23 protein-coding genes and 2 tRNA genes are annotated in these 24748 nt (G+C 58.7%); 14 read left to right on the top strand and 11 right to left on the bottom strand.

The genetic code is table 11. The annotated features are described in order from the left end of the window. Positions 1-19: 19 nt before the first annotated feature. The 5 genes from murI to hemA are packed head-to-tail and all read right to left on the bottom strand — an operon-like array spanning position 20 to position 4752. A complete protein-coding gene (murI, locus tag ACYZTZ_RS23130; RefSeq protein ID WP_461999815.1) occupies positions 20-811 on the bottom strand; it encodes a glutamate racemase in 792 nt (263 codons plus the stop codon). Then, the gene (locus ACYZTZ_RS23135) at positions 804-1559 is read right to left on the bottom strand and encodes a molybdopterin-synthase adenylyltransferase MoeB (protein WP_008153418.1); all 756 of its coding nucleotides are present in this window, start codon (positions 1557-1559) and stop codon (positions 804-806) included. The genes murI and ACYZTZ_RS23135 overlap by 8 nt, the downstream gene beginning before the upstream one ends. After that, positions 1553-2383, bottom strand: a complete 831-nt coding sequence (prmC, locus tag ACYZTZ_RS23140) for a peptide chain release factor N(5)-glutamine methyltransferase (RefSeq protein ID WP_461999816.1) — start codon at positions 2381-2383, stop codon at positions 1553-1555. Before prmC ends, ACYZTZ_RS23135 begins: the two co-directional genes overlap by 7 nt. Continuing rightward, the gene (gene prfA, locus ACYZTZ_RS23145) at positions 2384-3466 is read right to left on the bottom strand and encodes a peptide chain release factor 1 (protein WP_461999817.1); all 1083 of its coding nucleotides are present in this window, start codon (positions 3464-3466) and stop codon (positions 2384-2386) included. Next, entirely contained in the window at positions 3463-4752 is a 1290-nt protein-coding gene (gene hemA, locus ACYZTZ_RS23150) for a glutamyl-tRNA reductase (protein WP_046048307.1), read from the bottom strand. Before hemA ends, prfA begins: the two co-directional genes overlap by 4 nt. Before the next feature lie 182 nt (positions 4753-4934). On the opposite strand from hemA, the gene ACYZTZ_RS23155 reads away from it, so the two are divergent. The 8 genes from ACYZTZ_RS23155 (at position 4935) to ychF (ending at position 11858) form a co-directional block, all read left to right on the top strand. Then, on the top strand, positions 4935-6659 hold the full coding sequence (locus ACYZTZ_RS23155) for a tetratricopeptide repeat protein (RefSeq protein WP_461999818.1): 1725 nt from the start codon (positions 4935-4937) through the stop codon (positions 6657-6659). A 4-nt stretch (positions 6660-6663) separates the two neighbouring features. Beyond that, complete coding sequence (lolB, locus tag ACYZTZ_RS23160) at positions 6664-7281, top strand: lipoprotein insertase outer membrane protein LolB (protein WP_461999819.1); 618 nt, start codon at positions 6664-6666, stop codon at positions 7279-7281. 2 nt (positions 7282-7283) lie between these two features. Further along, entirely contained in the window at positions 7284-8135 is an 852-nt protein-coding gene (ispE, locus tag ACYZTZ_RS23165; RefSeq protein ID WP_461999820.1) for a 4-(cytidine 5'-diphospho)-2-C-methyl-D-erythritol kinase, read from the top strand. 37 nt (positions 8136-8172) lie between these two features. Beyond that, positions 8173-8247 (top strand) — tRNA-Gln (locus ACYZTZ_RS23170). A 45-nt stretch (positions 8248-8292) separates the two neighbouring features. Next, positions 8293-9234, top strand: a complete 942-nt coding sequence (locus tag ACYZTZ_RS23175) for a ribose-phosphate pyrophosphokinase (protein WP_003208392.1) — start codon at positions 8293-8295, stop codon at positions 9232-9234. Positions 9235-9375: 141 nt separating this feature from the next. Continuing rightward, entirely contained in the window at positions 9376-9981 is a 606-nt protein-coding gene (locus tag ACYZTZ_RS23180) for a 50S ribosomal protein L25/general stress protein Ctc (protein ID WP_056740789.1), read from the top strand. A gap of 169 nt (positions 9982-10150) precedes the next feature. Continuing rightward, complete coding sequence (gene pth, locus ACYZTZ_RS23185) at positions 10151-10735, top strand: aminoacyl-tRNA hydrolase (RefSeq protein ID WP_008153430.1); 585 nt, start codon at positions 10151-10153, stop codon at positions 10733-10735. 22 nt (positions 10736-10757) lie between these two features. Further along, positions 10758-11858: a redox-regulated ATPase YchF gene (gene ychF / locus ACYZTZ_RS23190; protein WP_008153431.1), complete on the top strand. Its 1101-nt coding sequence runs from the start codon at positions 10758-10760 to the stop codon at positions 11856-11858. 95 nt (positions 11859-11953) lie between these two features. Here the strand turns inward: ychF and ACYZTZ_RS23195 are convergent, their stop codons facing one another. Together ACYZTZ_RS23195 and ACYZTZ_RS23200 are read right to left on the bottom strand one after the other, a co-directional pair. Beyond that, complete coding sequence (locus ACYZTZ_RS23195) at positions 11954-12859, bottom strand: DMT family transporter (RefSeq protein WP_461999821.1); 906 nt, start codon at positions 12857-12859, stop codon at positions 11954-11956. Positions 12860-12976: 117 nt separating this feature from the next. Next, the gene (locus ACYZTZ_RS23200) at positions 12977-13600 is read right to left on the bottom strand and encodes a glutathione S-transferase family protein (protein WP_461999822.1); all 624 of its coding nucleotides are present in this window, start codon (positions 13598-13600) and stop codon (positions 12977-12979) included. Between the two features lie 83 nt (positions 13601-13683). On the opposite strand from ACYZTZ_RS23200, the gene ACYZTZ_RS23205 reads away from it, so the two are divergent. Next, a complete protein-coding gene (locus ACYZTZ_RS23205) occupies positions 13684-14529 on the top strand; it encodes a helix-turn-helix domain-containing protein (protein WP_461999823.1) in 846 nt (281 codons plus the stop codon). Between the two features lie 196 nt (positions 14530-14725). Here ACYZTZ_RS23205 and ACYZTZ_RS23210 read toward each other — a convergent pair whose 3' ends face one another. Then, positions 14726-15943, bottom strand: coding sequence for an MFS transporter (locus tag ACYZTZ_RS23210; protein ID WP_123365631.1), 1218 nt, complete (start codon positions 15941-15943; stop codon positions 14726-14728). 332 nt (positions 15944-16275) lie between these two features. On the opposite strand from ACYZTZ_RS23210, the gene ACYZTZ_RS23215 reads away from it, so the two are divergent. From ACYZTZ_RS23215 to ACYZTZ_RS23225, 3 genes are all read left to right on the top strand, one after another. Continuing rightward, the gene (locus tag ACYZTZ_RS23215; protein ID WP_461999824.1) at positions 16276-18333 is read left to right on the top strand and encodes a methyl-accepting chemotaxis protein; all 2058 of its coding nucleotides are present in this window, start codon (positions 16276-16278) and stop codon (positions 18331-18333) included. Positions 18334-18449: 116 nt separating this feature from the next. Continuing rightward, a tRNA-Met gene (locus ACYZTZ_RS23220) sits at positions 18450-18526 on the top strand. 144 nt (positions 18527-18670) lie between these two features. Further along, entirely contained in the window at positions 18671-19579 is a 909-nt protein-coding gene (locus ACYZTZ_RS23225; RefSeq protein WP_461999825.1) for a bestrophin-like domain, read from the top strand. Here the strand turns inward: ACYZTZ_RS23225 and ACYZTZ_RS23230 are convergent. Further along, positions 19483-20592, bottom strand: coding sequence for a DUF2817 domain-containing protein (locus tag ACYZTZ_RS23230; RefSeq protein ID WP_461999826.1), 1110 nt, complete (start codon positions 20590-20592; stop codon positions 19483-19485). The genes ACYZTZ_RS23225 and ACYZTZ_RS23230 overlap by 97 nt on opposite strands. Positions 20593-20757: 165 nt before the next feature. Between ACYZTZ_RS23230 and ggt the strand changes: the two genes are divergently transcribed. Then, a complete protein-coding gene (gene ggt / locus ACYZTZ_RS23235) occupies positions 20758-22590 on the top strand; it encodes a gamma-glutamyltransferase (RefSeq protein WP_461999827.1) in 1833 nt (610 codons plus the stop codon). 201 nt (positions 22591-22791) lie between these two features. Further along, the gene (locus ACYZTZ_RS23240) at positions 22792-23163 is read left to right on the top strand and encodes a helix-turn-helix domain-containing protein (protein WP_461999828.1); all 372 of its coding nucleotides are present in this window, start codon (positions 22792-22794) and stop codon (positions 23161-23163) included. Between the two features lie 24 nt (positions 23164-23187). Here the strand turns inward: ACYZTZ_RS23240 and ACYZTZ_RS23245 are convergent, their stop codons facing one another. Continuing rightward, positions 23188-23616, bottom strand: coding sequence for a TOBE domain-containing protein (locus ACYZTZ_RS23245; protein ID WP_033061233.1), 429 nt, complete (start codon positions 23614-23616; stop codon positions 23188-23190). A 36-nt stretch (positions 23617-23652) separates the two neighbouring features. Next, positions 23653-24747 (bottom strand): D-alanine--D-alanine ligase, encoded by a 1095-nt coding sequence (gene ddlA / locus ACYZTZ_RS23250; protein WP_461999829.1) that lies wholly within the window; start codon positions 24745-24747, stop codon positions 23653-23655. Between the last annotated feature and the right edge of the window lies 1 nt (position 24748).

Raw genomic sequence — 24748 nt, forward strand, 5'->3', positions numbered from 1 at the left:
CGCTTGCCCCAAGATTTGTTTACTCCTTGAAGCTTCGCACAACGCCAGCGGTATTCCACAGTATCGGCAAGATATTTCTGAAATGCTCCGGATCGGCACTCGTCCAGAACTCTGCAGCACGAGCAGGTTCCTCGGCGAGCAATTCACGCTCGGCCAACAGACGCTGAAGTTGCCGCGCTACAGCGGCGCCGGTGTCAATCAGGCTGATGTCATCGGGGATCATCTGCTTTAGCAACGGCTTTAGGAAGGGATAATGCGTGCAGCCAAGAATTATCGTGTCGCACCCGGCGCCGAGCAGCGGCTCGACATACCTGGCCAGCAACTGGCGCAGGGCAGGACTGTGCAAATCGCCGTTTTCAATCAGTTCCACCAGGCCGGGGCACGGCTGAGTGATGACTCGCACATCGGTGGCGAATCGGTCGAGCAACGCAGCGAACTTAGCACTCTGCAAGGTGCCGGTGGTGGCGAGCACACCGACCACACCGCTGCGGGTGGCGGCAGCGGCCGGTTTGACCGCCGGCTCCATGCCGACGATGGGCCACTCGGGATAATCGCGCCGCAAGTCTGCAACGCCAGCGACCGTCGCCGTGTTGCAGGCCAGCACCAAGGCCTTGGCGCCCTGCTGCTGAAAAAAACCGGCCATCACACTGCAGCGATGACGGATGAATTCCGGGGTTTTCTCGCCGTAGGGAATATTCCCGCAATCGGCGACGTACAACAGTGACTCGTTGGGCAGCAAACGCTGGATCTCGGCCAGCACCGAAAGCCCACCGACGCCGGAGTCGAACACGCCAATCGGCGCTTCACGCATGCTTCGAACCACAGACGCTGCAGCCCGGATCACGCTTGACCCGCAATTCGCGAAAGCGCGAGCCCAAGGCATCGATCAATAACAGACGCCCCACCAGCGGCTCGCCGAAACCCACCAGCAACTTCATGGCTTCCAGCGCCTGAAGGCTGCCCACCAGGCCAACCAAAGGCCCGACGACGCCGGCTTCGCTGCACGTCAGTTCGGCTTCGCTGCCGTGACCATATAAACAGTGGTAGCACGGACTTTCCGGGCGACGCGGATCGAACACCGACAACTGACCTTCGAGCCGAATCGCAGCGCCGCTGACCAGAGGTTTGCCGGCGGCGACACACGCAGCGTTGACCGCTTCACGGGTGGAGAAATTGTCGGAACAGTCCAGCACCAGATCCACCGCAGCCACGGCGGCGGCCAGGGAATCTTCGTCCAGCGCGGTGCGATGGGCGATCAACTGAATCTCGGGATTGATTGCAGTCAGTCGGCGTATAGCCGAATCAACCTTACTCAGGCCGACGCTGTCGGTGTCGTGAACGATCTGGCGTTGCAGGTTGGTCAGATCGACAGTGTCGAAGTCCGCCAGATGCAACTCGCCGACGCCGGCGGCTGCCAGATACAGCGCAACCGGCGAGCCGAGGCCGCCGAGACCGACGATCAATACGCGGCTTTCTTTCAGTCGCAACTGGCCGTCGATGTCGACGTGCTGCAACAAAATCTGCCGACTGTAGCGCAACAATTCCTGATCATTCAGCACGGCAGGCGCCCCAGGCTGATACGTTCGTGACCGCCCAGATCGGTGCGGCTGTGGACTTCTTCAAAGCCGCGGGTCAGCAGCAAATCGCGTACCGCGGTGGCTTGATCGTAACCGTGTTCAAGCATCAGCCAACCGCCCGCCTCCAGATAATCCGGCGACTGGGCGACGATCAGACGCAGATCGTCGAGCCCGTCGACGCCGGCCACCAAGGCACTGGCCGGTTCGAAGCGCACATCGCCTTCCACCAGATGCGGATCGGCTGAGGCGATGTAAGGCGGATTGCTGATGATCAGCTGAAAACGCTGACCTTCCAGCGCACTGAACCAATGACTGCTCAGCACGGTGGCGTTGTTCAGGTGCAGGCGCTGGCGATTGCGCTCGGCCAGGGCCACGGCTTCGAGCACGCGATCCACGGCGGTCACCTTCCAGGCCGGACGCTCGCTGGCCAGGGCCAACGCAATGGCGCCGCTGCCGGTGCCGAGGTCGAGGACCTTGGCAGGTGTGGCCGGCAGCAGTTCCAGCGCAGTCTCCACTAACAGTTCGGTATCCGGGCGCGGGATCAGCGTGTGCGGCGCCACTTCCAGATCAAGCTTCCAGAAACCTTGCTGACCGAGGATGTAGGCCACTGGCTCACCGCCACGGCGGCGCTGCAAATACTCGGCAAACTTCAGCGCCGCTTCGCTCGGAACGATGCGCTCGGGCCAGGTGTGCAGAAAACTGCGGGACTTGCCCAACGCAGCGGCCAGCAACAATTCGGCATCCAGGCGCGCGGAGGGCGAATCCGGCAAGTCGGCGGCGCGTAACAAACTGGCAATGATCGTCATTTACTCACCTATCGCTGCCAATTGGTCGGCCTGGTATTCGGCCAGCAACGGCTCGATCACCGCATCGACACCACCCGCGAGGATTTCGTCGAGGGAATACAGCGTCAGGTTGACCCGGTGGTCGGTGACCCGCCCCTGGGCAAAGTTATACGTGCGGATCCGCTCCGAGCGATCGCCCGAACCGACCAGCAATTTTCGCTCGCTGGCGATAGCGTTCGCGGCGGCGCTGGTCTGCTGATCGTTCAGTTTGGCCGACAGCCAGGACATCGCCCGGGCGCGGTTCTTGTGCTGGGAACGCTCTTCCTGGCACTCGACGACGATACCGGACGGCAAGTGCGTGATGCGGATCGCCGAGTCCGTTTTGTTGACGTGCTGACCACCGGCACCGGAGGATTTGTAGGTGTCGATGCGCAAATCCGAAGGGTTGATCTCGATCGCTTCCTGCTCGTCCGGCTCGGGCAATACGGCTACGGTGCAGGCCGAGGTGTGAATGCGACCCTGGGATTCAGTAGCCGGAACCCGTTGTACGCGGTGCGCACCGGATTCGAATTTCAGCTTGCCGTAGACGTTGTCGCCTTCGACGCGGGCGATGACTTCTTTGAAACCGCCGTGTTCACCGATGTTCTCCGAGAGGATTTCCACCCGCCAGCCGCGCCGCTCGGCGTAACGCGAATACATGCGGAACAGGTCGCCGGAGAAAATCGCCGCTTCGTCACCGCCGGTGCCGGCGCGGATTTCGAGGAACACGTTGCGCCCATCGTTCGGATCCTTGGGCAGCAGCATGCGTTGCAGGCTGGCTTCGATCTCGATCAATTGCTCTTTGGCTTCACGGACTTCTTCCACGGCCATTTCGCGCATGTCCGGGTCGTTGTCCTTGAGCAGCGCCTGAGCGCCCTCGAGATCGCCTTGTACTTTGAGCAACTGTTTATAGGTTTCGACAATCGGTTCGACTTCCGCGTATTCCTTGGAATAGGTGCGGAATTTGGTCTGATCGGAAATGACTTCGCCGTCGCCAAGCAAGGCGGTCAATTCCTCGAAACGGTCCTGGAGGATGTCCAGCTTATTGAGCAGTGACGCTTTCATTGCGGTTTTTTATCCGAAAAGCTATCCGATGAGCCCTCATTCAGGGCAAAGAGTTCCTGGGCCATGGCCAGCGCATCGAGGCGGCCTTCGGCAGAGAGCTTTTTCAACTGCACGCTCGGTGCGTGCAAGAGTTTGTTGGTCAGGCCCCGCGCCAGTTGCACCAGCACGTCTTCGGCGCTGCTGCCGTTGGCCAGCATGCGCTGGGCCTTCTGCAATTCTTCGTCGCGCATGCGCTCGCTTTGTTGGCGATAGGCCTTGAGCACATCCACCGCCGCCAGCTCACGCAGGCGGACCATGAAATCTTCGGCACCGACCGAAACCATCTCTTCCGCCGCCTGGGCTGCGCCCTGGCGACTCTTGAGGTTCTCGGCGACCACTTCATGGAGATCGTCGACGCTATACAGGTAAACGTCGTCCAGTTCGCCGACTTCCGGCTCGATATCCCGGGGGACGGCGATGTCTACCATGAAGATCGGCTTGTGCTTGCGCAGTTTCAAGGCGCTTTCCACCGCGCCCTTGCCCAGGATCGGCAACTGGCTGGCGGTGGAGCTGATGACGATGTCGCTGCGCACCAGTTCCGCCGGGATGTCCGAGAGCAACACCGCGTGGGCGCCGAACTGCTCGGCCAGAATGCTCGCGCGCTCCAGGGTGCGGTTGGCAACGACGATGCGCTTTACACCCAATTCGTGCAGATGGCGGGCGACCAGGGTGATGGTCTCGCCGGCGCCGATCAGCAAGGCCTGGCTACGTTGCAGGTCGCTGAAAATCTGTTTCGCCAGACTGACCGCGGCAAACGCCACGGACACCGGGTTCTCGCCAATGGCAGTGTCGGTGCGCACCTGTTTGGCCGCATTGAACGTGGCCTGGAACAGCCGCCCGAGCAACGGACCGATGGTGCCGGCCTCGCGGGCCACGGCGTAGGCCGATTTCATCTGACCGAGAATCTGCGGTTCGCCCAACACCAGCGAATCGAGCCCGGAGGCCACCCGCATCATGTGACGAACTGCCGCATCATCTTCGTGCACATAAGCACACGCGCGCAGCTCTTCGAGGCTCAAATGGTGATAATCGGCCAGCCAGCGCAAGATGATGTCAGCCGAAAGGTGATCCTGTTCTATATAGAGTTCACTGCGATTGCAGGTGGAGAGGATCGCAGCTTCGCGGCTGTCGGTGAGTCGGCAGAGCTGCTGCAAGGCCTCCACCAGCTGCTCAGGGGTAAAGGCCACGCGCTCGCGGACGTCTACTGAAGCAGTCTTGTGGTTAATACCGAGTGCAAGGAAGGCCATTCAAAGTCGCTGATGGTGACGTGAAGCCGGCAATTGTCCTACTTCGACAGAGCCAGAACAACTACCGCTGACTATTGTCCCAATGACCTGCCTCTATAAAGACACCAATTGAGACTCGGTTATGTTTGGCCGAAGGCTTGTGTCATGATGATCCGACCGCAGGTTAGTCGTCCTCTTCCTATATGAATAGATCTTCCGCGTTGCTCCTCGCTTTTGTCTTCCTCAGCGGCTGCCAGGCCTTGGCACCCGTTTCGTCGGACGGTACGCCGCCGGTCGAAGACAGCACTCCGGCCCCTGAAAAGCCCAAGGTTTACAGCTCATTCAGTGAAGAAACCATCTTCAGTCTGTTGAGCGCCGAACTGGCTGGCCAGCGCAATCGTTTCGACATTGCCCTGGACAACTACGTGACCCAGGCGATCAATACTCAGGATCCGGGCATCTCCGAGCGGGCATTCCGTATCGCCGAGTACCTGGGCGCCGATCAGGCTGCCCTGGACACCGCGTTGATCTGGGCGAAAAACGCCCCGCAAGACCTTGAGGCGCAACGGGCCGCTGCCGTGCAACTGGCTCGTGCCGGGCGTTATGACGACTCCATGGTCTATATGGAGAAAGTCCTGCAAGGCAAGGGCGATACACATTTCGACTTCCTCGCCCTGTCTGCGGCCGATACCGACCAGGACACGCGCAACGGCTTGATGAAAGGTTTTGACCGTTTATTGCAGCGCCATCCGAAAAACAGTCAGCTGATTTTCGGCAAAGCCTTGCTGCTGCAACAGGACGGTGACGCCAAGGGTGCGCTGGGCCTGCTGGAAGACAATCCGCCGGACGACGGCGAAATAGCACCGATTCTGCTGCGCGCACGCCTGCTGCAAACCCTCAGTCGTGGCGATGAAGCCTTGCCGCTGCTGCAAAAAAGCATCAAGAAATACCCGGACGACAAACGCCTGCGCCTGACTTACGCGCGGATGCTGGTTGAACAGGACCGCATGGACGATGCCAAAGCCGAGTTCTCGAGCCTGGTTCAGCAGTACCCCGAAGACGACGAACTGCGTTACTCCTTGGCGCTGGTCTGCCTGGAAGCCAAGGCCTGGAATGAGGCCAAGGGCTATCTGGAAGACCTGATCGCCCGGGAAAGCCATGTCGATTCGGCGCACTTGAACCTCGGTCGTATCGCTGAAGAGCGCAACGACCCTCAAGGTGCGCTGATCGAGTACGCCCAGGTCGGGCCGGGCAACGATTACCTGCCGGCGCAATTGCGTCAGGCCGATATCATGATGAACAACGGCAAGACCGCCGAAGCCCAAAGCCGTCTGGCAGCGGAACGCGACGAGCAGCCCGATTACGCGATTCAGTTGTATTTGATCGAAGCCGAAACCTTGTCCGCCAATAAACAGCCCGACAAGGCCTGGAATGTATTGAAGCAAGCCTTGCAGCAATACCCGGACGATCTGAATCTGCTGTACACCCGCGCCATGCAAGCGGAAAAACGCAATGACCTGGCGCAGATGGAAAAAGACTTGCGCCTGATCATCAAGCGCGACCCGGATAACGCGATGGCGCTGAACGCCCTCGGTTACACCCTGTCCGACCGTACGACGCGCTACGCCGAAGCCAAGGCCTTGATCGAACAGGCGCACCAGATCAATCCGGAAGACCCGGCGGTACTCGACAGTCTCGGCTGGGTGAACTTCCGCATGGGCAATCTCGAGGAAGCCGAACGCCTGCTGCGCCAGGCGCTGGAGCGCTTCCCCGATCAGGAAGTCGCCGCGCACCTGGGCGAAGTCCTGTGGGCCAATGGCAAGCAACGGGAAGCCAGACAAATCTGGACCAAGTTCCTCAAGGAGCAGCCCGACAGCCCCATCCTGCGCGGTACCATCAAGCGCCTGACCGGATCAGAGACTCTTTAAGATTATGTTTTTGCGCCACCTCATTGTTTTCAGTTTCATCGCCCTGCTCGCCGGTTGCGCGGGCTTCGGTGCCCGCGAATCGGTCCAGGGTCAAGGCAACCCGGCCCAATGGCGCGTGTACAAACAGCAACTGACCAGCCTCGACGGCTGGCAGATCAACGGCAAGATCGGCATTCGCGCCCCGAAAGACTCGGGCAGCGGCACGTTGTTCTGGCTGCAGCGACAGGATTACTACGACATTCGCCTCTCCGGCCCTCTGGGTCGCGGCGCGGCACGCTTGACGGGTCACCCGGGCAAAGTCTCGCTGGAAGTGGCCAATCAGGGCCGTTATGACGCAACGACACCAGAGGCGCTGGTCGAAGAACAGCTCGGCTGGAAGTTACCCGTTTCCAACCTGGCCTGGTGGGTTCGCGGACTCCCGGCGCCGGACAGCAAAAGTCGCCTGACCCTGGATGCCGATAGCCGCCTGGCCAATCTCGAACAGGATGGCTGGCAGGTCGAATACCTGAGTTACGCCGAGCAAAACGGTTATTGGTTGCCCGAGCGGATCAAACTGCACGGCACCGACCTTGATATCACGCTGGTGATCAAGGAATGGCAACCACGTAAACTGGGGCAGTGAACATGACCACTCCGCGCTTGACGCTGCCCTCCCCGGCCAAACTCAATCTGATGCTGCACATCCTCGGTCGCCGTGAAGACGGTTACCACGAGTTGCAGACTATTTTTCAGTTTCTCGATTACGGCGATGAAATCACGTTCGCCGTTCGTGATGACGGTGTGATTCGATTGCACACCGAATTCGATGGCGTTCCTCACGACAGCAATCTGATTGTTCGAGCCGCAAAAAAACTTCAGGAGCAATCCGGTTGTTCGCTCGGTATCGACATCTGGATCGAAAAAATTCTGCCCATGGGCGGTGGAATCGGTGGCGGAAGTTCAAATGCCGCGACGACTTTGCTCGGCCTCAATCATCTCTGGCAACTGGGCTGGGATGAGGATCGACTGGCCGCGCTGGGCCTGACGCTTGGCGCCGACGTCCCGGTTTTCGTGCGTGGGCACGCGGCTTTTGCCGAAGGCGTGGGGGAGAAACTGACCCCTGTAGACCCCGAAGAACCGTGGTATCTCGTGCTTGTGCCGCAAGTCTCTGTAAGTACAGCAGAAATTTTTTCAGATCCGTTGTTGACACGTAACTCTTCTCCCATTAAAGTGCGCCCCGTTCCCAAGGGAAACAGTCGAAATGACTGCTTACCGGTGGTAGCAAGGCGTTACCCAGATGTACGTAACGCATTGAATTTGTTAGGTAAATTTACCGAAGCAAAACTCACCGGAACTGGAAGTTGTGTGTTTGGGGGCTTCCCAAGCAAAGCTGAAGCTGATAAAGTCTCGGCCCTTCTTACAGAGACCCTTACAGGGTTTGTAGCAAAGGGAAGCAACATTTCGATGTTGCGTCGCAAGCTGCAAAGTCTGCTCTAAAAGGAATCGAGTACTGGGTACTCGTTGCAACAGATACAGGGGCGTCGCCAAGCGGTAAGGCAGCAGGTTTTGATCCTGCCATGCGTTGGTTCGAATCCAGCCGCCCCTGCCATTTTCTATACTCATCCAGGTTACCCTCAGCCTCTAGGTACTGCGCGTGTCCAAGATGATGGTCTTTACGGGGAACGCTAACCCCGATCTGGCTCGGCGTGTTGTACGTCAGCTGCATATCCCTCTCGGTGACATCTCTGTCGGTAAGTTCTCCGACGGCGAAATTACTGCCGAGATCAATGAAAACGTCCGCGGTAAAGATGTCTTCATTATTCAGCCGACTTGCGCTCCGACCAACGATAACCTGATGGAACTGGTAGTGATGGCTGATGCCTTCCGCCGCTCCTCGGCTACTCGTATCACTGCTGTTATTCCTTACTTTGGTTATGCCCGTCAGGATCGCCGTCCGCGTTCCGCACGTGTGGCTATCAGCGCGAAAGTCGTTGCTGACATGCTTACCGTAGTCGGCATCGACCGTGTTCTCACGGTTGATCTGCATGCTGACCAAATCCAGGGTTTCTTCGATATTCCGGTAGATAACATCTACGGCTCCCCAGTATTGGTGGATGACATTGAAGATCAGCGCTTCGAAAACCTGATGATCGTTTCCCCGGACATTGGTGGCGTCGTGCGTGCACGTGCTGTTGCCAAATCCCTGGGCGTGGATCTCGGGATCATCGACAAACGCCGTGAGAAAGCCAATCACTCTGAAGTGATGCATATCATCGGTGATGTCGAAGGGCGTACCTGTATTCTGGTCGATGACATGGTCGATACCGCCGGCACTCTGTGCCACGCGGCCAAGGCCCTGAAAGAGCATGGCGCTGCCAAGGTTTTCGCCTACTGCACACACCCTGTGCTGTCCGGTCGGGCGATCGAAAACATCGAAAACTCAATGCTGGACGAACTGGTGGTGACTAACACCATCCCGTTGTCCGCTGCTGCTCAAGCCTGCTCGCGTATCCGTCAACTGGATATCGCGCCGGTAGTTGCCGAAGCGGTTCGCCGCATCAGCAACGAAGAATCGATCAGCGCGATGTTCCGTTAAGGGCCCTGCCCTTCTCGAATATCTCGTTGACGAAAAGCGCCCCGCCCCGGCATTCCTGTCGGGGCGGGGCTTTTTTGCCCATATCGCCTTTAGCGCTGGTCGCAAACGCTGGGGCGAATGTGGTTATTTTGGAGATACAACATGAACGAATTTACTCTGAATGCTGAAGTGCGTTCCGACCTGGGGAAAGGTGCGAGCCGCCGCCTGCGTCGTCTCGCAAGCCTGGTACCAGCTGTAGTTTACGGTGGCGAAAAAGCCCCTGAATCCATCAGCATGCTGGCTAAAGAAGTTGCCAAACTGCTCGAAAACGAAGCGGCTTACAGCCACATCATCGAGCTGAACGTTGGCGGCACCAAGCAAAACGTAATCATCAAAGCTCTGCAGCGTCACCCGGCCAAAGGCCACGTGCTGCACGCTGACTTCGTACGCGTTGTAGCTGGCCAGAAACTGACCGCTATCGTGCCTGTACACTTTGTTGGTGAAGAAGCTCCGATCAAGAAAGGCGGCGAAGTTTCGCACGTTGTTGCTGAAATCGAAGTTTCGTGCCTGCCGAAAGACCTGCCTGAATTCATCGAAGTCGACCTGGCTAACGCCGAAATCGGTTCGATCATTCACCTGTCTGACCTCAAAGCCCCTAAAGGCGTTGAGTTTGTTGCTCTGGCACACGGTGATGACAAGGCTGTTGCCAACGTCCACGCTCCACGTGTTGCTCCAGAAGCTACTACTGAAGAAGGCGCAGCAGAGTAATTTCACTCTGTTCGCCGGAGTGACCGGAAACATCGCGGACTAGAGCGTAGCGAGAAAGCGGGCGAGAACGCGGAGTTTACATAATGGTAAATGAGCACTTGTCGTCCACTTTCGCCGCACACAACTGTCGCGGCGATGTTATCCACCACTCCAAGGAAGGGCCCCTATCGTGACTGCCATCAAACTGATCGTTGGCCTGGGAAATCCAGGCGCTGAATACGAACAGACCCGGCATAACGCAGGGGCCCTTTTTGTTGAGCGCATCGCGAACGCACAAGGCGTAAACCTTGTGGCGGATCGCAAATATTTCGGCCTGACCGGGCGCTATTCGCATCAGGGTCAGGATGTTCGTCTGCTGATTCCCACCACCTACATGAACCGCAGCGGCCAGGCCGTCGCGGCACTTGCCGGCTTCTTCCGCATTACGCCTGAAGAAATCCTGGTGGCGCATGACGAACTCGACCTGCCACCGGGCGTTGCCAAGCTCAAACAGGGCGGCGGCCATGGCGGGCACAACGGGTTGCGCGACATCATCGCGCAACTGGGCAATCAGAATACCTTTCACCGCTTGCGGCTTGGCATAGGCCACCCGGGCGTTGCCAGTATGGTTTCAAATTTCGTCCTGGGTCGTGCGCCACGCGCCGAACAGGAAAAACTCGATGCCAGCATCGACTTTGCCCTCGGCGTGCTGCCGGATATCCTCGCCGGGGAATGGAACCGCGCGATGAAAAACCTGCACAGCCAGAAGGCCTGACTCACTCCTCGGGGAAAACACCATGGGATTCAATTGCGGCATCGTCGGCCTGCCTAACGTCGGCAAGTCCACCCTATTCAACGCCCTGACCAAATCCGGGATCGCGGCCGAGAACTTCCCCTTCTGCACCATCGAACCGAACACCGGTATCGTGCCGATGCCGGATCCGCGTCTGGAAGCCCTGGCGGCCATCGTCAATCCAAAGCGCATCCTGCCGACCACCATGGAATTCGTCGACATCGCAGGCCTGGTAGCCGGAGCCTCGAAAGGTGAAGGCTTGGGTAACAAGTTCCTGGCCAACATCCGTGAAACCGATGCCATCGCGCACGTAGTCCGCTGCTTCGAAGACGAGAACGTGATTCACGTCTCCAACAGCGTCGACCCGAAACGCGACATCGAAATCATCGACCTGGAACTGATCTTCGCCGACCTCGACAGCTGCGAGAAGCAACTGCAGAAAGTCGCCCGCAACGCCAAGGGTGGTGACAAGGACGCCGTGGTCCAGAAAGGCCTGCTGGAGCAATTGATCGCTCACTTCACCCTCGGCAAGCCTGCGCGTACGCTGATGAAGACCATGGGCGCCGACGACAAAGCGGTGATTCGTGGTTTCCACCTGCTGACCACCAAGCCGGTCATGTACATCGCCAACGTCGCTGAAGACGGTTTCGAGAACAACCCGCTGCTGGACATCGTCAAAGCCATCGCCGAAGAAGAAGGCGCCATGGTGGTTCCGGTCTGCAACAAGATCGAAGCCGAAATCGCCGAGCTGGAAGACGGCGAAGAGAAAGACATGTTCCTCGAAGCCCTGGGCCTCGAAGAGCCTGGCCTGAACCGCGTAATCCGCGCCGGCTACGAAATGCTGCACCTGCAGACCTACTTCACCGCCGGTGTCGAAGAAGTCCGCGCCTGGACCGTCCGCGTCGGTGCTACCGCACCACAAGCCGCTGGCGTGATCCACACCGACTTCGAAAAAGGCTTCATCCGCGCTGAAGTCATCGCCTATGACGACTTCATCCAGTACAAGGGCGAAGCCGGCACCAAAGAAGCCGGTAAATGGCGTCTGGAAGGCAAGGACTACATCGTTAAAGACGGCGACGTGATGCACTTCCGCTTCAACGTGTAACGGTGACCGTGGATTTACACGGAACTCGATAGACTGAAAATCCCCGTAATCATTCGCTGATACGGGGATTTTTGCGTCTTGGGATACACCTTCTGTCAGGTCGCTTCGGGTAAAGGGTGCGCTTTCTCCGGTGGTTTGATTGAGCCAATGTAAACCGCAAAGATAGTCACCAGCGCGCCGCAAATCTGCAGCGTGGAGCTGGCCTTGCCGAGAAAGGTGACATCAATGAAATACGTGATCACCGGCTCCAGTAACAGGATCAGTCCGGCCAACCCCAGGCTGATGGCTCCGATCGAACGGTTGACCAGCAACCAGCCGACAAACTGCACCAATACCCCGTAGATGATCAGCATCAGCAAGGTTGGCCCATCCACGATGGCCAGGCTTTCCCCGGTTGCCAGCGCGTATGTCAGCAGAACCAGTGCCGCCCAAAGGCTCAAATTGAGCATCTGTGCGATCTTGTCACCCCCGCCGTCAGGCAACTGGGCGTTGATCTTCAGGAAGTACACGCAGATGGCATACGCCAGCCCCGACAGCACGCCATACACCACGCCCTTGATCCCTACCGCACTGGTCATCTCGGGTAGCAACAACAGATAGAGCCCCACAAATGCCAAGGTAATGGATACCAGGAAGTAGATCGAAGGTTTTTCCTTCAACAGGTACAACCCCAGCAAGGTCATGAAGAACACCTGACAGTTGGTCAGGATCGACCCGATGCCCGGGCCGACGATATAGATGCTCTGGTGCCAGAGCACCAGGTCGATGGCCAAAAACACCCCAGCCAACGCGGTGTACAGCTGCGCCTTGGCGCTTTTGAGCAGCACCGGTATTTTGCGCACCTTGAGCAGCAGGAAGAACAGGATCGAGGCGAACACCATCCGATAGAACCCTGCGCCACCCGCGCCGATATGGGCGAAAGCGACGGCTAGAGCAGACAGACTGAGCATCAGTCCACCGATGGTCAATTCAATGATTGCCCGATTGTTATTAGTCGACATGAGAAACCTCATTGATAAAGACCAGAGTACGAGGGTTGCGCGGGCTCACCAGGTTCGACAAAGCAAAAAAGCAACTATTTCTTAATTAGCTTTAATAGTAAGCAGTCACACAACTCTTTAAACTTCTTGCGCGGCCAACTTCAACCATTGTTGTACCGGTGCATAACCCAGGATGTTTTCGACATAGCCCTGCAGTTGCGTAGGGACGGCAATACCATAACGACGGAAGCGGAACACCACCGGAACAAACATCGCATCAACTATGCCGAAGTCACCGCAGAGGAACTGTGTTGAACCGCTCACCTCACGGAGCTGGTTCCAGATAGCGAATACCCGCATGATTTCCTCTCGGGTCTCGGCGGTCAGGCTTTCCGGGATGTCACCGGTGTTCAGGCCAAACGACATCTGCGTGCGCAGATGGGTGAAACCGGAGTGCATCTCTGCCGCAGCGGCCCGGGCGAGGGCCTTGATCCGCGAATCCCGGGGCCAAAGGTTGGCGACCGGATAGGCGTCGGCAATGTATTCGCTGATGGCCAGGCTGTCGTTGATGACAACATCATCAAGCAGCAGCGCCGGTACTTTGCCGGAAGGCGAGTGCTCCAGAATGCGCTGGCGGGTGTCGCTTTGTTCCAGTTTGATCTGAAGGGTTTCAAATGCAACATCCGCTGTCACAAGAACCAGCCATGCACGAAATGACCATGAAGACTTATTAAAATCCCCAACTACCAGTTTTGTAGACATCGCATCCCCTCGCTTGTGTTATGAAATAGGTGCTAAATTTAGCGACCTTTTTTTCATACGTATTGCACAAAACTGGACAATTCATGGACGAGAATCGCCGCAACAAAGTCCCTCAAAAAAACAAGGACTTTGTTCAATTCTGGCGTATACCCGAAGGTGACTGTGAGTTGCTATCTGCGCGTTACAGTACTCAATCTTTCGGCCGACATTCACATGACCGGTACGCTATCGGCGTTATAAGTAGCGGTGTTGAAAAACTTTTTTATCGCGGCAGTAACTACATGGGAGTCGCTGGCAGTGTGGTCACCATAACCCCCGGTGAGATCCACGACGGCTTGCCAGGCCATGATGAGGGCTGGATGTATCGAATGCTCTATATCGACCCCGAATGGGTCAATCGGATGGTGTTTCAAGGGCGTTTTTCAGACGACCATATTCATCTTTTTCAAACAGCTCTGAGCCAGGCCCCGGACTTCGCCCGGACCTTTTTGCATCAACATCAACTCATTGAAAAATCCCCCTCCAGCCTTGAACGGGAAACTATCCTGCTGGACCTGGTGACGCAGCTCTTCGAGCGCAGCGGAGCGCCCATCGAACCAGTCAGTGCGGCTGAGCAGCACGCAGTGCAAAAGATCAAGAAGAAGCTCGAAGACGAGTACGACAAACATCTGTCTCTGGAAGAACTGGCGCAACTGGTAAACCTTGACCCGCTTTACCTGATCCGGGTGTTCAAAAAAAGCGTTGGCGTCTCCCCCCACAGCTATCAAATCCAGAAAAGAATCGCCCAGGTCCAAAAACTGCTGCGCACCGGGTCCAGTCTCGCAGAAGCGTCATTCACTTGCGGCTTCTTCGATCAAAGCCACATGACCCGGGCCTTCAAAAAAGTAGTGGGCATCACACCCGGCAGTTTCCGCAAAAGCCGTGCCTGAACCTGTAAAACCCCCGCCCAAGAAAAAGCCGCGTTTGATACGCGGCTTTTTTGTGCCTGAAGCAATCATCCGCCACACCACCAATTTCCTGTAGGAGTGAGCCTGCTCGCGATAGCAGACTGTCAGTCGACTGAATCGCCAACTGACACACCGTCATCGCGAGCAGGCTCACTCCTACATTGGGGAATGTGTTGGGTCAGGCTTTTTTGGTTCTTGGCAGGAAGATCGCCAGCACACCGAACAACGGCAGGAACGAACACAGCAAGTACACGTATTCGATGCCGTGTATGTCCGCCAAATGCCCGAGCAACGCCGCACCAATCCCGCCAAAGCCGAACATCAATCCGAAGAATACCCCGGCAATCATCCCGACATTGCCCGGCACCAGTTCTTGCGCATACACCACGATTGCCGAGAATGCTGACGCCAGGATGAAGCCGATCACGACGCTGAGGATGCTGGTCCAGAACAGGTCCACATGAGGCAGGATCAGGGTGAACGGCGCGACGCCAAGGATCGAGAACCAGATCACCGCCTTACGCCCGATCTTGTCGCCGATGGGCCCACCGAAGAAGGTCCCCGCCGCTACCGCTCCGAGAAACAGGAACAGGTGCAACTGTGAACTCGCCACCGACAGGTCGAATTTCTCGATCAGGTAAAAGGTGAAGTAACTGGTGAAGCTGGCCATGTAGAAATACTTGGAGAACACCAGCAGCCCGAGCACCACCAGTGCACTGATCACGCGGTTCTTCGACAAGCCATGCGTCGCCGCCTGGCCTTGCTTGAGTTTGAACAGACTCAGGTGGTTGGCGTACCAGCGGCTGATCCGATAGAGCACGAACAGCGCAAACACCGCGAACAACCCGAACCAGGCCACATGCCCCTGACCGAAAGGAATGATGATCGCCGCAGCCAGCAACGGACCGAAGGCTGAGCCTGCATTACCGCCGACCTGAAACGTTGACTGCGCCAAACCAAACCGCCCGCCAGACGCTAATCGCGCCACGCGAGAAGCTTCCGGGTGAAAGGTCGAGGAACCGATACCGATCAACCCTGCCGCCAGCAAAATCATCGGAAAACTGCCGACCACCGACATCATCAAAATGCCGATCAACGTGCAGACAGTTCCGGCCGGTAGCAGCCAGGGTTTGGGGTGCCGATCGGTGTAGTAACCGACCCACGGCTGCAACAGCGAAGCCGTCAGCTGGAACGTCAAAGTGATCAAGCCAACCTGAGTGAAGGTCAGGCCATAGTTGGCCTTGAGCATCGGATAGATCGACGGCAGCACCGACTGGATCAAGTCGTTGATCAAATGCGCCAGCGCCACGGCGCCGATAATACGCATGACCAAAGGGCTGCTTTGTGAAGTCGCGGATGCCGGCTGCGCGCCGGTCTGGACATTGCTGATAGCCATAAGAGTTTCCGTACAACAGATGGGTGCACACGGGCAGGTGCGTCAATGTGCCATTTTTCGGTGCAGCAGCGCCATCCCCTTAGCCTGCTAACGACCTCGATTTTCATCACTGAAAAGGTGATAGCGCAACGCCATGGTCTGAATCTTGCCTTGGTAATCCGCTTCAACGCGGCCCCTTACAAAGGGGACCGAGAATGGGAAGTTTCGCTACAGAGTCGGCCTACAGAGCTGACGAGGGTGAACTTTCGAGGCCTTTTAAAAGGGCACAGGTCGCGGCCGCAACGGTTGCGACGCACGCCAATGGCGCGTGGTGTCCAGAGGAGTCATGGGGCATGCAGGCTTTTTTATCACCGGGGATCGGGCTGCTGGGGCGTTTTGGCTTCGCACGCAAATTTCAGCTGTTGTTTCTGCTGTTTATCCTGCCGTTGACGGGCAGTCTGTGGATGATCGGTCAGGACTATCGCGACAAACTGACCCTGATCTCCGGCGAACGTGCCGGGGTTCGGCAACTCCTCGCCCTCGATGCTCTGGATAACCTGCTCGCCGCCCAGCGTGACCGCGCGGCTCGCTGGCGCGCCACAGAAACCAATCGCCAGCCGACACCCGCGACGATCGCGGCGATGGCGGCTTTCGATACGGTTCAGCCAGCCGTCGCCCAAGCCACCTCAGACCTCGCCAACGCACTGCAAACCGAAGGCGCCGAGGGCGAAACCCTGGCCCGTTATCAAGCCCTGCAAACCGCCCTCAACGGCCTCGACTCTAAAAGCCTGAGCAGCGTCGGTTGGTGGCCGGACGGTTACGATCGTTTCACCAATGCTTTGAGTGCTCTGCAAGCCTTGCGCGAGCAGATCGCCATGGACAATCGCCTGACGCTGGCGCCATGGCTGGAAACCTATCTGCTAACGCAGATCTCCACGCAGCACGCGCCAGACCTGATTGAACGAGTCGGCCGTCTCGCCAGCGTCGGCCAGGCCTCTGTAGTGTCCGGGCAGTTCACCCTGCAAAGCCGTCTGCAACTGCGCGACTTGCGCAGCCGCATCGGCGATGCCCGGGAGCAGCTGGTCAAAACCGCCAGCCTGCTGGAAGCGCGACTGCCCAGCGCGTTGCAAGCCTGGGCCGGGCAATACCATGACAGCCTCAAGCACCTGGACGCCGAGTTGAAAGTCCTCGATGACGGCGTGTTCGGCGGCAGCATCAAGCTCAAGCCGGAAGAGTTCGAACGCAGCCTCGACGGCCTGCTCTCCGACCTCGCTTCGCTGCGTCAGCAATCGTTGGTGTCGCTGGATCAACGTCTGGACTATTACCACGGCTCTGCCATCCGCCAGTTCATCCTGGTAGCGACCATTTTTGGCTGCCTGCTGCTGGCCGCGCTGTACCTGTTCATCTGCTTGCAGGCCTCGATCCGTCGCAGCGCCAGCGGCATTACCCTGCTGGCCGAAGCCTTGCGCGACGGCAATCTGAGCCTGCAAGTACCGGTGGAGGGCCGCGACGAACTGGCCGCCATCAGCACTGCTCTCAATGTCGCGGTGGTGCAACTGCGCAACAGCCTGCTGGGGGTCGATCATGAAACCTTGCAGCTGAGCAACGCGGTGCGCACCCTCAACCATCACTCCAGCGGCGCCCTTGGGGAAGTCGAAGCTCAGCAGTTGCAGATCAGCCAGATCGCGGCGGCAGCCACGCAATTGGCCGCCACCTCTCAAGGGGTCGCCCAGAGTTGCGAACAGGCCTCCGGCAGCGCTCAGCACACCCAGCGCATCGCCGCCGACAGCAGCCGTGACAGCCAGCGCACGACGGCGAGCATTCAGCAACTCAATCAGCGCTTGAATGACACCGCTGCGGCACTGGGCCGGGTCAGTGAACAAGGGCAGCAGATTCAGTTGGTGGTGGACACCATTCGCGGGGTGGCCGAGCAGACGAACCTGTTGGCACTTAACGCCGCCATCGAGGCCGCTCGCGCGGGTGAGCAAGGCCGCGGCTTTGCGGTGGTGGCCGATGAAGTGCGCAGCCTGTCGCAACGCACCCAGTCCTCCACCGCGCAGATTGCCGGCACTGTCGACAGCCTGCGCAGCACCGTGAACGAAGCGGTGAGCCTGATGGAAGCGGCTTGCGGCCAGGCTCAGTCCGACGCCCAGGCCGTCACTGGCCTCGGCGAACGCCTGGGGGAAATTGCCAGTGCCGTGCAGAGCGTCACCGACACCCTGGCGCAGATCGCCACCGCGGTCGACGAGCAAGCGACCACCGCCGACGAGGTCAGCGGCAACATCCAGCAAGTCGATCAGGCGGCGGTACGCTTGCTCGAAGGCGCGCGGGCGGTGAACCTGGCAGCGGACACTTTGAGCCAGGGCAGCAAGGCCTTGAGTGCCAATACCGGGAGATTTCAGCTCAGTTGACGCCCTCCCCTGGCCCGTTTTTTCGGGTCAGGCGGATAAGCGGTTGAAAGCGTAGAGAAATATTTTAGATTTACGCTTGACACATCTCTGTTCCGAGCCAATAATGCGCGCCACTTGGCTACATAGCTCAGTTGGTTAGAGCATAGCATTCATAATGCTGGGGTCCGGGGTTCAAGTCCCTGTGTAGCCACCAAGTACTAAAAACGGCTTACCGAAAGGTAGGCCGTTTTTTTATGCCTCGAGAAAAGTGCTCCCGGTCCACAGGGCGGTTAATGCCCGCTCTTCGCGGTTCTCTCCTACAGTTAATGCCAAAGCTTGAACGCAGAGAGACCGCTCTATGCACTGGGGCCTGGACGAGATCATTGTGTTTTTCATCGTGGTCGCCATCTTCTGCGTGGTGCTGGAACTCGCTTTTCGTCTCGGCCGTCATCACCGAACCCACAGCAACGATTCGACCCGATCCCACCTCACCGTTTTGCAAACCGCCCTCCTCGGCCTGCTCGCGCTGTTGCTGGGTTTCAACTTCGCCATGGCCACCTCACGTTTCGAAGCGCGCAAAACATTGATTCAAGATGAAGTCACGGTGATCGGCTCAACCTATCTTCGAACGAAGTTGTTGCCGTCGGATCTGCGCGGGAAGATGTCGGCGCTGCTCAAGGATTATGTCTCGGCGCGGATTGAATTCATGCGCGCCGGCACGGACGAGAAGCTGTTGAAGGCGGCCAGCGAATCGTCCCGGACGATCGAGGACCAGTTATGGAATCTGGCTGCCACCGCCGAGGCCCAGGGCGAAGCGACAGCCGCCATGAACCTGGTGATCCAGTCGTTGACCGACGTCTACAACGTCAATGAAAAGCGCCGCGCCGAGCAGGACAATCATGTCCCGGCAACCGTCATCAATCTGCTGTTCGTCGTGGCCATCGGTGCGTTGGGTTTCATCGCTTACAGCTATGGCCTGGGCCACCGTCGACGGCACGGTTCGACGGCCGTCTTCGCGATCCTGATTGCCATGGTCTTCACCGTCATCCTCGACCTGGATCAGCCCCGCAGCGGCTTCATCCGCGTCGGCGAAGAAAGCATGCTGCGGTTGCAGGAAGATTTGAACCGCATGAGTTCGGGCAACGAGAGGCCACGTCCGCGTAAACCACGTCAGGAACGAATTGCCGGCAACGCTGACAACGCCCGCTCCCAAATCTGCCAGGTGCGCAGCCAGACCATCGCCTGCCAGTCACTGTCGGCGGGATAGAACTGCTCAACCAGATTCAGTTTGATCCCGCGCCCCACTGCATCACTCGGATTGCCGTGCAGATGCAGCCAGTGATCATCGCGCAGATGACGATGAACCTCGGCGCCAGGATACGTCCCGCACTCGATCACAAAGGGCATCATCCGCACGTGCGGCAGCGCGTTGATCAACGCTTGCGAGGTGTAGCCGGTGGCGGTGGCTGCAACCCCGGTTTCGCTCAGCGTGTCGGCGCCCGTGTGCAAGGTGTAGAGCCAAGGACCATAAATGGCCTGCGCATCTGCAAGCGCTGGATACGCCGCCTCGGTGATGGTCAGCAACATCGGATGACCGTACTCCCCGGCGCCGGTGTGCAAGTCGAAACACATGGCCACTTCGGCATGGGAAACATGTTTTTGAATGATCTGATGCAACGTGCGATTCGACCAACTCGGCGCCAGTCCGCCGTAAAACAAACCATCGGGATGACGGTGCTGGCCACCCTCGACAATCGACATCACCGCTGGCCAGCCGTGCTCGGCGATCTGCGCATCGAGCAACGCATCAGCGCGATCACGCTCCGGGCCGTGCAACTGCGTGCTGGCATAGATTTCATGCAGCGCTGCGTAGGCCCGATTATCTGGCAATGCATGGTCGAAGTTCAGGTGATTGCGGTTCAGGTCGATGTTGTCTTCGTTGACCCGACGCAGCCACGCAGTGCCCCACGGATTAATCAGGTGGATCATCACCACCGCGACATCGGCCGGCAGCGATCGCTTGCCCAACTCCTGCAACCATTTGATCTGACATCCCGAACCGTAGAAGCCTTCGACGCCATGAGTGCCACTCAGCGCAATCAGCAAACGCTTGGCGCCCGGATCACCCAGCACGGCCACATCGGTGCTCAACGGCTCACCGAACGGCCCTTTGAGCGGATGCGGGTACTCGGTCAACGTCGCGCCGGCTGCGGTCGCGACGGCCAGGAATTGATCACGCTGGGTACGGTAACTTGGCTGGGTGGGGAACTCGGTCTGCATGTCTGCCTCTTGTTGATCTTCTGGCCAGTCTGTTGCCCTCGACCCTACAGAAAATTCGTGGAGTCATGAAGGGCAAAAACATCTTTGCTGTAGGCCTTGGTTTGCGTCACTTCCTTTCGGCCGATAAAGTCCCCTGATCTTTCCCACGGACGGAGTGCCCCCCACGTGTTATCAGCCTTCCACTTGAGCAGCTATCGCCTGTCAGCCTTTTCGCTGATCGCTGCCGCTTTAACCCTCGCAGCCTGTAGTGCCCCGACCTCTTCGACGTTACCTGTTGCACCGGAAGTCGCGTCAGGTTATCGCACTGACCTGCAAACCCAACACGCCTCAAAACACATGGCGGCCGCGGCCAATCCGCTGGCGGCCGAGGCCGGGCGGGAGATGTTGCGCCAGGGCGGTTCAGCAATCGATGCCGCGATTGCGATGCAGGCCGTGCTGACCCTGGTCGAGCCGCAATCCTCGGGCATTGGCGGTGGTGCGTTGATCGTGCTGTGGGATGGCAAGGCGGTACGCACTTATGACGGTCGCGAAACCGCTCCGGCCGGCGCCACCGAGAAGCTGTTCCTGCAAGCCGACGGCAAACCGATGCCGTTCACCCAGGCGCAGATTGGCGGTCGTTCGGTGGGGACACCGGGCGTGTTACGAGCGCTTGAATTGGCCCATCAGAAACACGGTCGTCTGCCGTGGGCGCAGCTGTTCGAACCGGCGATCAAACTCGCGGAGCAAGGCTTCGCCATCTCGCCACGCCTTCACCAGTTGATCGCCTCGGACTCGTCCATTCGACGCTCGCCGGACATGGCCGCCTACTTCCTGAATGCCGATGGCAGCCCGAAAGCCGCAGGCACGCAACTGAAAAACCCGGCGCTGGCCACCGTGTTCAAACGCATCGCCAAGGAAGGACCGGATGCGTTGTACAAAGGCCCCGTCGCACAAGAGATCGTCGCCAAGGTTCAGGGCCACGCCAACCCCGGCAGCCTGTCGCTGAACGACCTCAAAGGCTACAGCGCCAAGGAGCGCGCGCCGCTGTGCACCGACTACAAACGCTGGCAGGTCTGCGGCATGCCGCCACCGTCGTCAGGCGGGATCGCCGTGGCGCAGATCCTCGGCACCTTGCAGGCCCTGGAAACCCGCGATCCACGTTTTGCCCTGGCGCCACTCAAACCGATCAAGAACAGCCAACCTGCGGGCGTTGAGCCGTCGCCTGAAGCCGTGCACCTGATCTCCGAAGCCGAACGCTTGGCCTACGCCGACCGCGCGCAGTACGTGGCCGACGCAGACTTCGTGCCCGTCCCCGTCAAAGGTCTGGTTGACCCTGCCTATCTGGCCGACCGCGCCGCCCTGATCGGCGATCGCAGCATGGGCACGGCCAAACCTGGCACCCCGCCGGGTATTCAGGTCGCCTACGCACCGGACCGCTCGCCGCTGCGCATCTCCACCTCGCAAGTGGTGGCGGTGGATGACCTAGGCGGCGCCGTGTCCATGACCACCACCGTGGAATCCGCGTTTGGCTCGCACCTGATGGTTCAGGGTTTCCTGCTGAACAACCAGATGACCGACTTCTCGTTCATCCCCGAAGAGAATGGCCAGAAAGTTGCCAACCGCGTCGAACCCGGCAAACGCCCACGCTCGTCCATGGCACCGACCCTGATCTTCGACCGCCAGAGCGGCGAATTCCTCGCCACCATCGGCTCCCCCGGCGGCTCGCAGATCATCGAATACGTCGCCAAATCCACCATCGGCCTGCTCGACTGGAACCTCGACCCACAAGCCGCCATCAACCTGCCCAACTTCGGCAGCCGCAACGGCCCGACCGAACTGGAACAGGGGCAGTTCAGCCCGACAATGATTCAGGCGCTGAAAGACAAAGGACACAGCGTGAACGAGATCGACATGACCAGCGGGACCCAGGCGATTGTCCGGGTGAAGGATGCGCAGGGGAAAACGTCGTTGGCGGGCGGGGCCGATCCGCGACGTGAGGGGGCGGCGTTGGGGGATTGAGTCGTGCGTTGGGGGATTGAGTCGTACGTGGGAATGAGAAAGGGCTTACCGGGAGGTAGGCCCTTTTTTACATCTGACAAATCCTGATCAGCCACTTCACGCAGCCTTTTCCTACCCGCAAATGACTGCTTCTTGGATAGAGTCGGCACTCACAAACAGTACGACGCAATCGACGCTGATACCGTCGAGATGGAGTAACCCATGAACATTCGCCCCATTCACACTGACGAGGACTATCGTGCAGCCCTCAAGAACGTGTCAGCGCTGTTCGACAACGAGCCAGAGCCTGGCACCCCTGAGGGTGATTACTTCGACATTATGATCACGCTTATTGAAACCTATGAATCGAAGCAGTTTCCGGTGGATCTGCCCAATCCGATCGATGCAATCAAGTTTCGTATGGAGCAGTCCGGTCTGTCTGCTGCTGACCTCGCACCCGCCATTGGCCGCACAAACCGAGTGTATGAAGTGCTCAATGGCAAACGTGCGTTGACGCTTCCGATGATCTGGAAACTTCACGATTTGTTCGGGATACCCGCGCAAAGCCTGATCAAGCCGATAAAGCAGGCTTGATCAGGTGTCAGTCGACTTCTGAAATCAAGCCGGCACACCCAAAATGATATGCGACGCCTTGATCACCGCCGTCGCGCTCACACCCGGCGCCAGGCCCAGTTCTGCCACAGCCTGGCGTGTCACGATCGAATAGACTTCGGTGCCGCCGTCGAGCTGGATGACCACTTCGGAGTTCACGGCGCCATCGATGACACTGGTGACTTTACCTTCCAGGCAGTTGCGCGCCGACAGGCGAATGTCGCTGGATTCGGTCATCAACATGACCCACGGCGCCTTCACCAGCGCGACCGCTTCCTTGCCGACCGCCAGGCCGAGGTTCTTCACGCTTTCCATGGTCACCACGGCCACTAGTTCATTGCCGCCTGACAGTTTCAGTGAGACTTCGGCGTTGACCGCGCCGGGCTGCAATTGACTGATGGTGCCTTTGAATACGTTACGTGCGCTGACTTTCATGACGTGCCTCCTCGAATAATTATTGTTGTATTCAGCCTAGCGAGAGATCTTCAGCGCCCGTCGCGCCTGATGCTTCTCCAGCGCCAGCTCGATCAAACGGCTGACCAGCTCGCTGTAAGTCATACCGGTGGCCTGCCATAACTTGGGGTACATGCTGATGCGGGTGAAGCCGGGTAACGAGTTGATCTCATTGATCAGCACTTCGCCACTCTCGGTCAGGAACACGTCGACCCGCGCCAGCCCGGAACAGCCCAGCACCTGAAACGCCTCGACGGCCAGGGCACGGATGCGTTCACTGGCCTCGAGGCTGATGTTAGCCGGCACCACGACTTGCGCCGCTTGATCGTCGATGTATTTGCTGTCGTAGGAATAGAACCCGCTGCGCACCACGATCTCGCCACAACCGCTGGCGATGGCGTCTTCGTTGCCGAGCACGGCGCATTCAATCTCGCGGCCACGGACGGCGGACTCGACCAGGACTTTCTCATCGAAACTCAGGGCCAGTTCTATTGCTGCCGCGTACTCGGCTTCGTCATTCACCTTGCTGACGCCCACGGAAGAGCCCTGGTTCGCCGGTTTGACGAACAGCGGCAGGCCGAGTTTGCCTTGCACCTCGGCGAACCCGGTGCGCGCCGCGGTGGCGCGGGTCAGGGTGACGAACGGCGTGACCGCCAACCCGGCGTCACGCAGCAGTCGCTTGCTGATGTCCTTGTCCATGCAGACGGCCGAACCGAGCACATCGGAACCGACAAACGGCAGATCGGCCATGCGCAGCAAACCCTGCAGGCAACCGTCTTCGCCCAGGGTGCCGTGGACAATCGGGAAGATCACATCGACGTGACCCAGCAGTTCCTGACTGGAGGTTTCCACCAATTGCTGACTGGCCTTGCCCGGTACGACGGCCAGCTCGCGGTTGGACTGGTTGAGGGCAATCAGCGCCGGATTTTCCTGATTGAGCAGAAAGTTTGAAGGGTCGTTAAGGTGCCAGTGGCCTTGCTTGTCGATGCCGATCAGCACCGGCTCGAAGCGCGAACGATCCAGCGCATCGACGATGTTTTTCGCCGATTGCAGCGACACTTCGTGTTCAGCCGAACGACCGCCAAAAATAATGCCTACCCGCAGTTTGCTCATT

Source organism: Pseudomonas sp. LB3P58 (assembly GCF_054897895.1).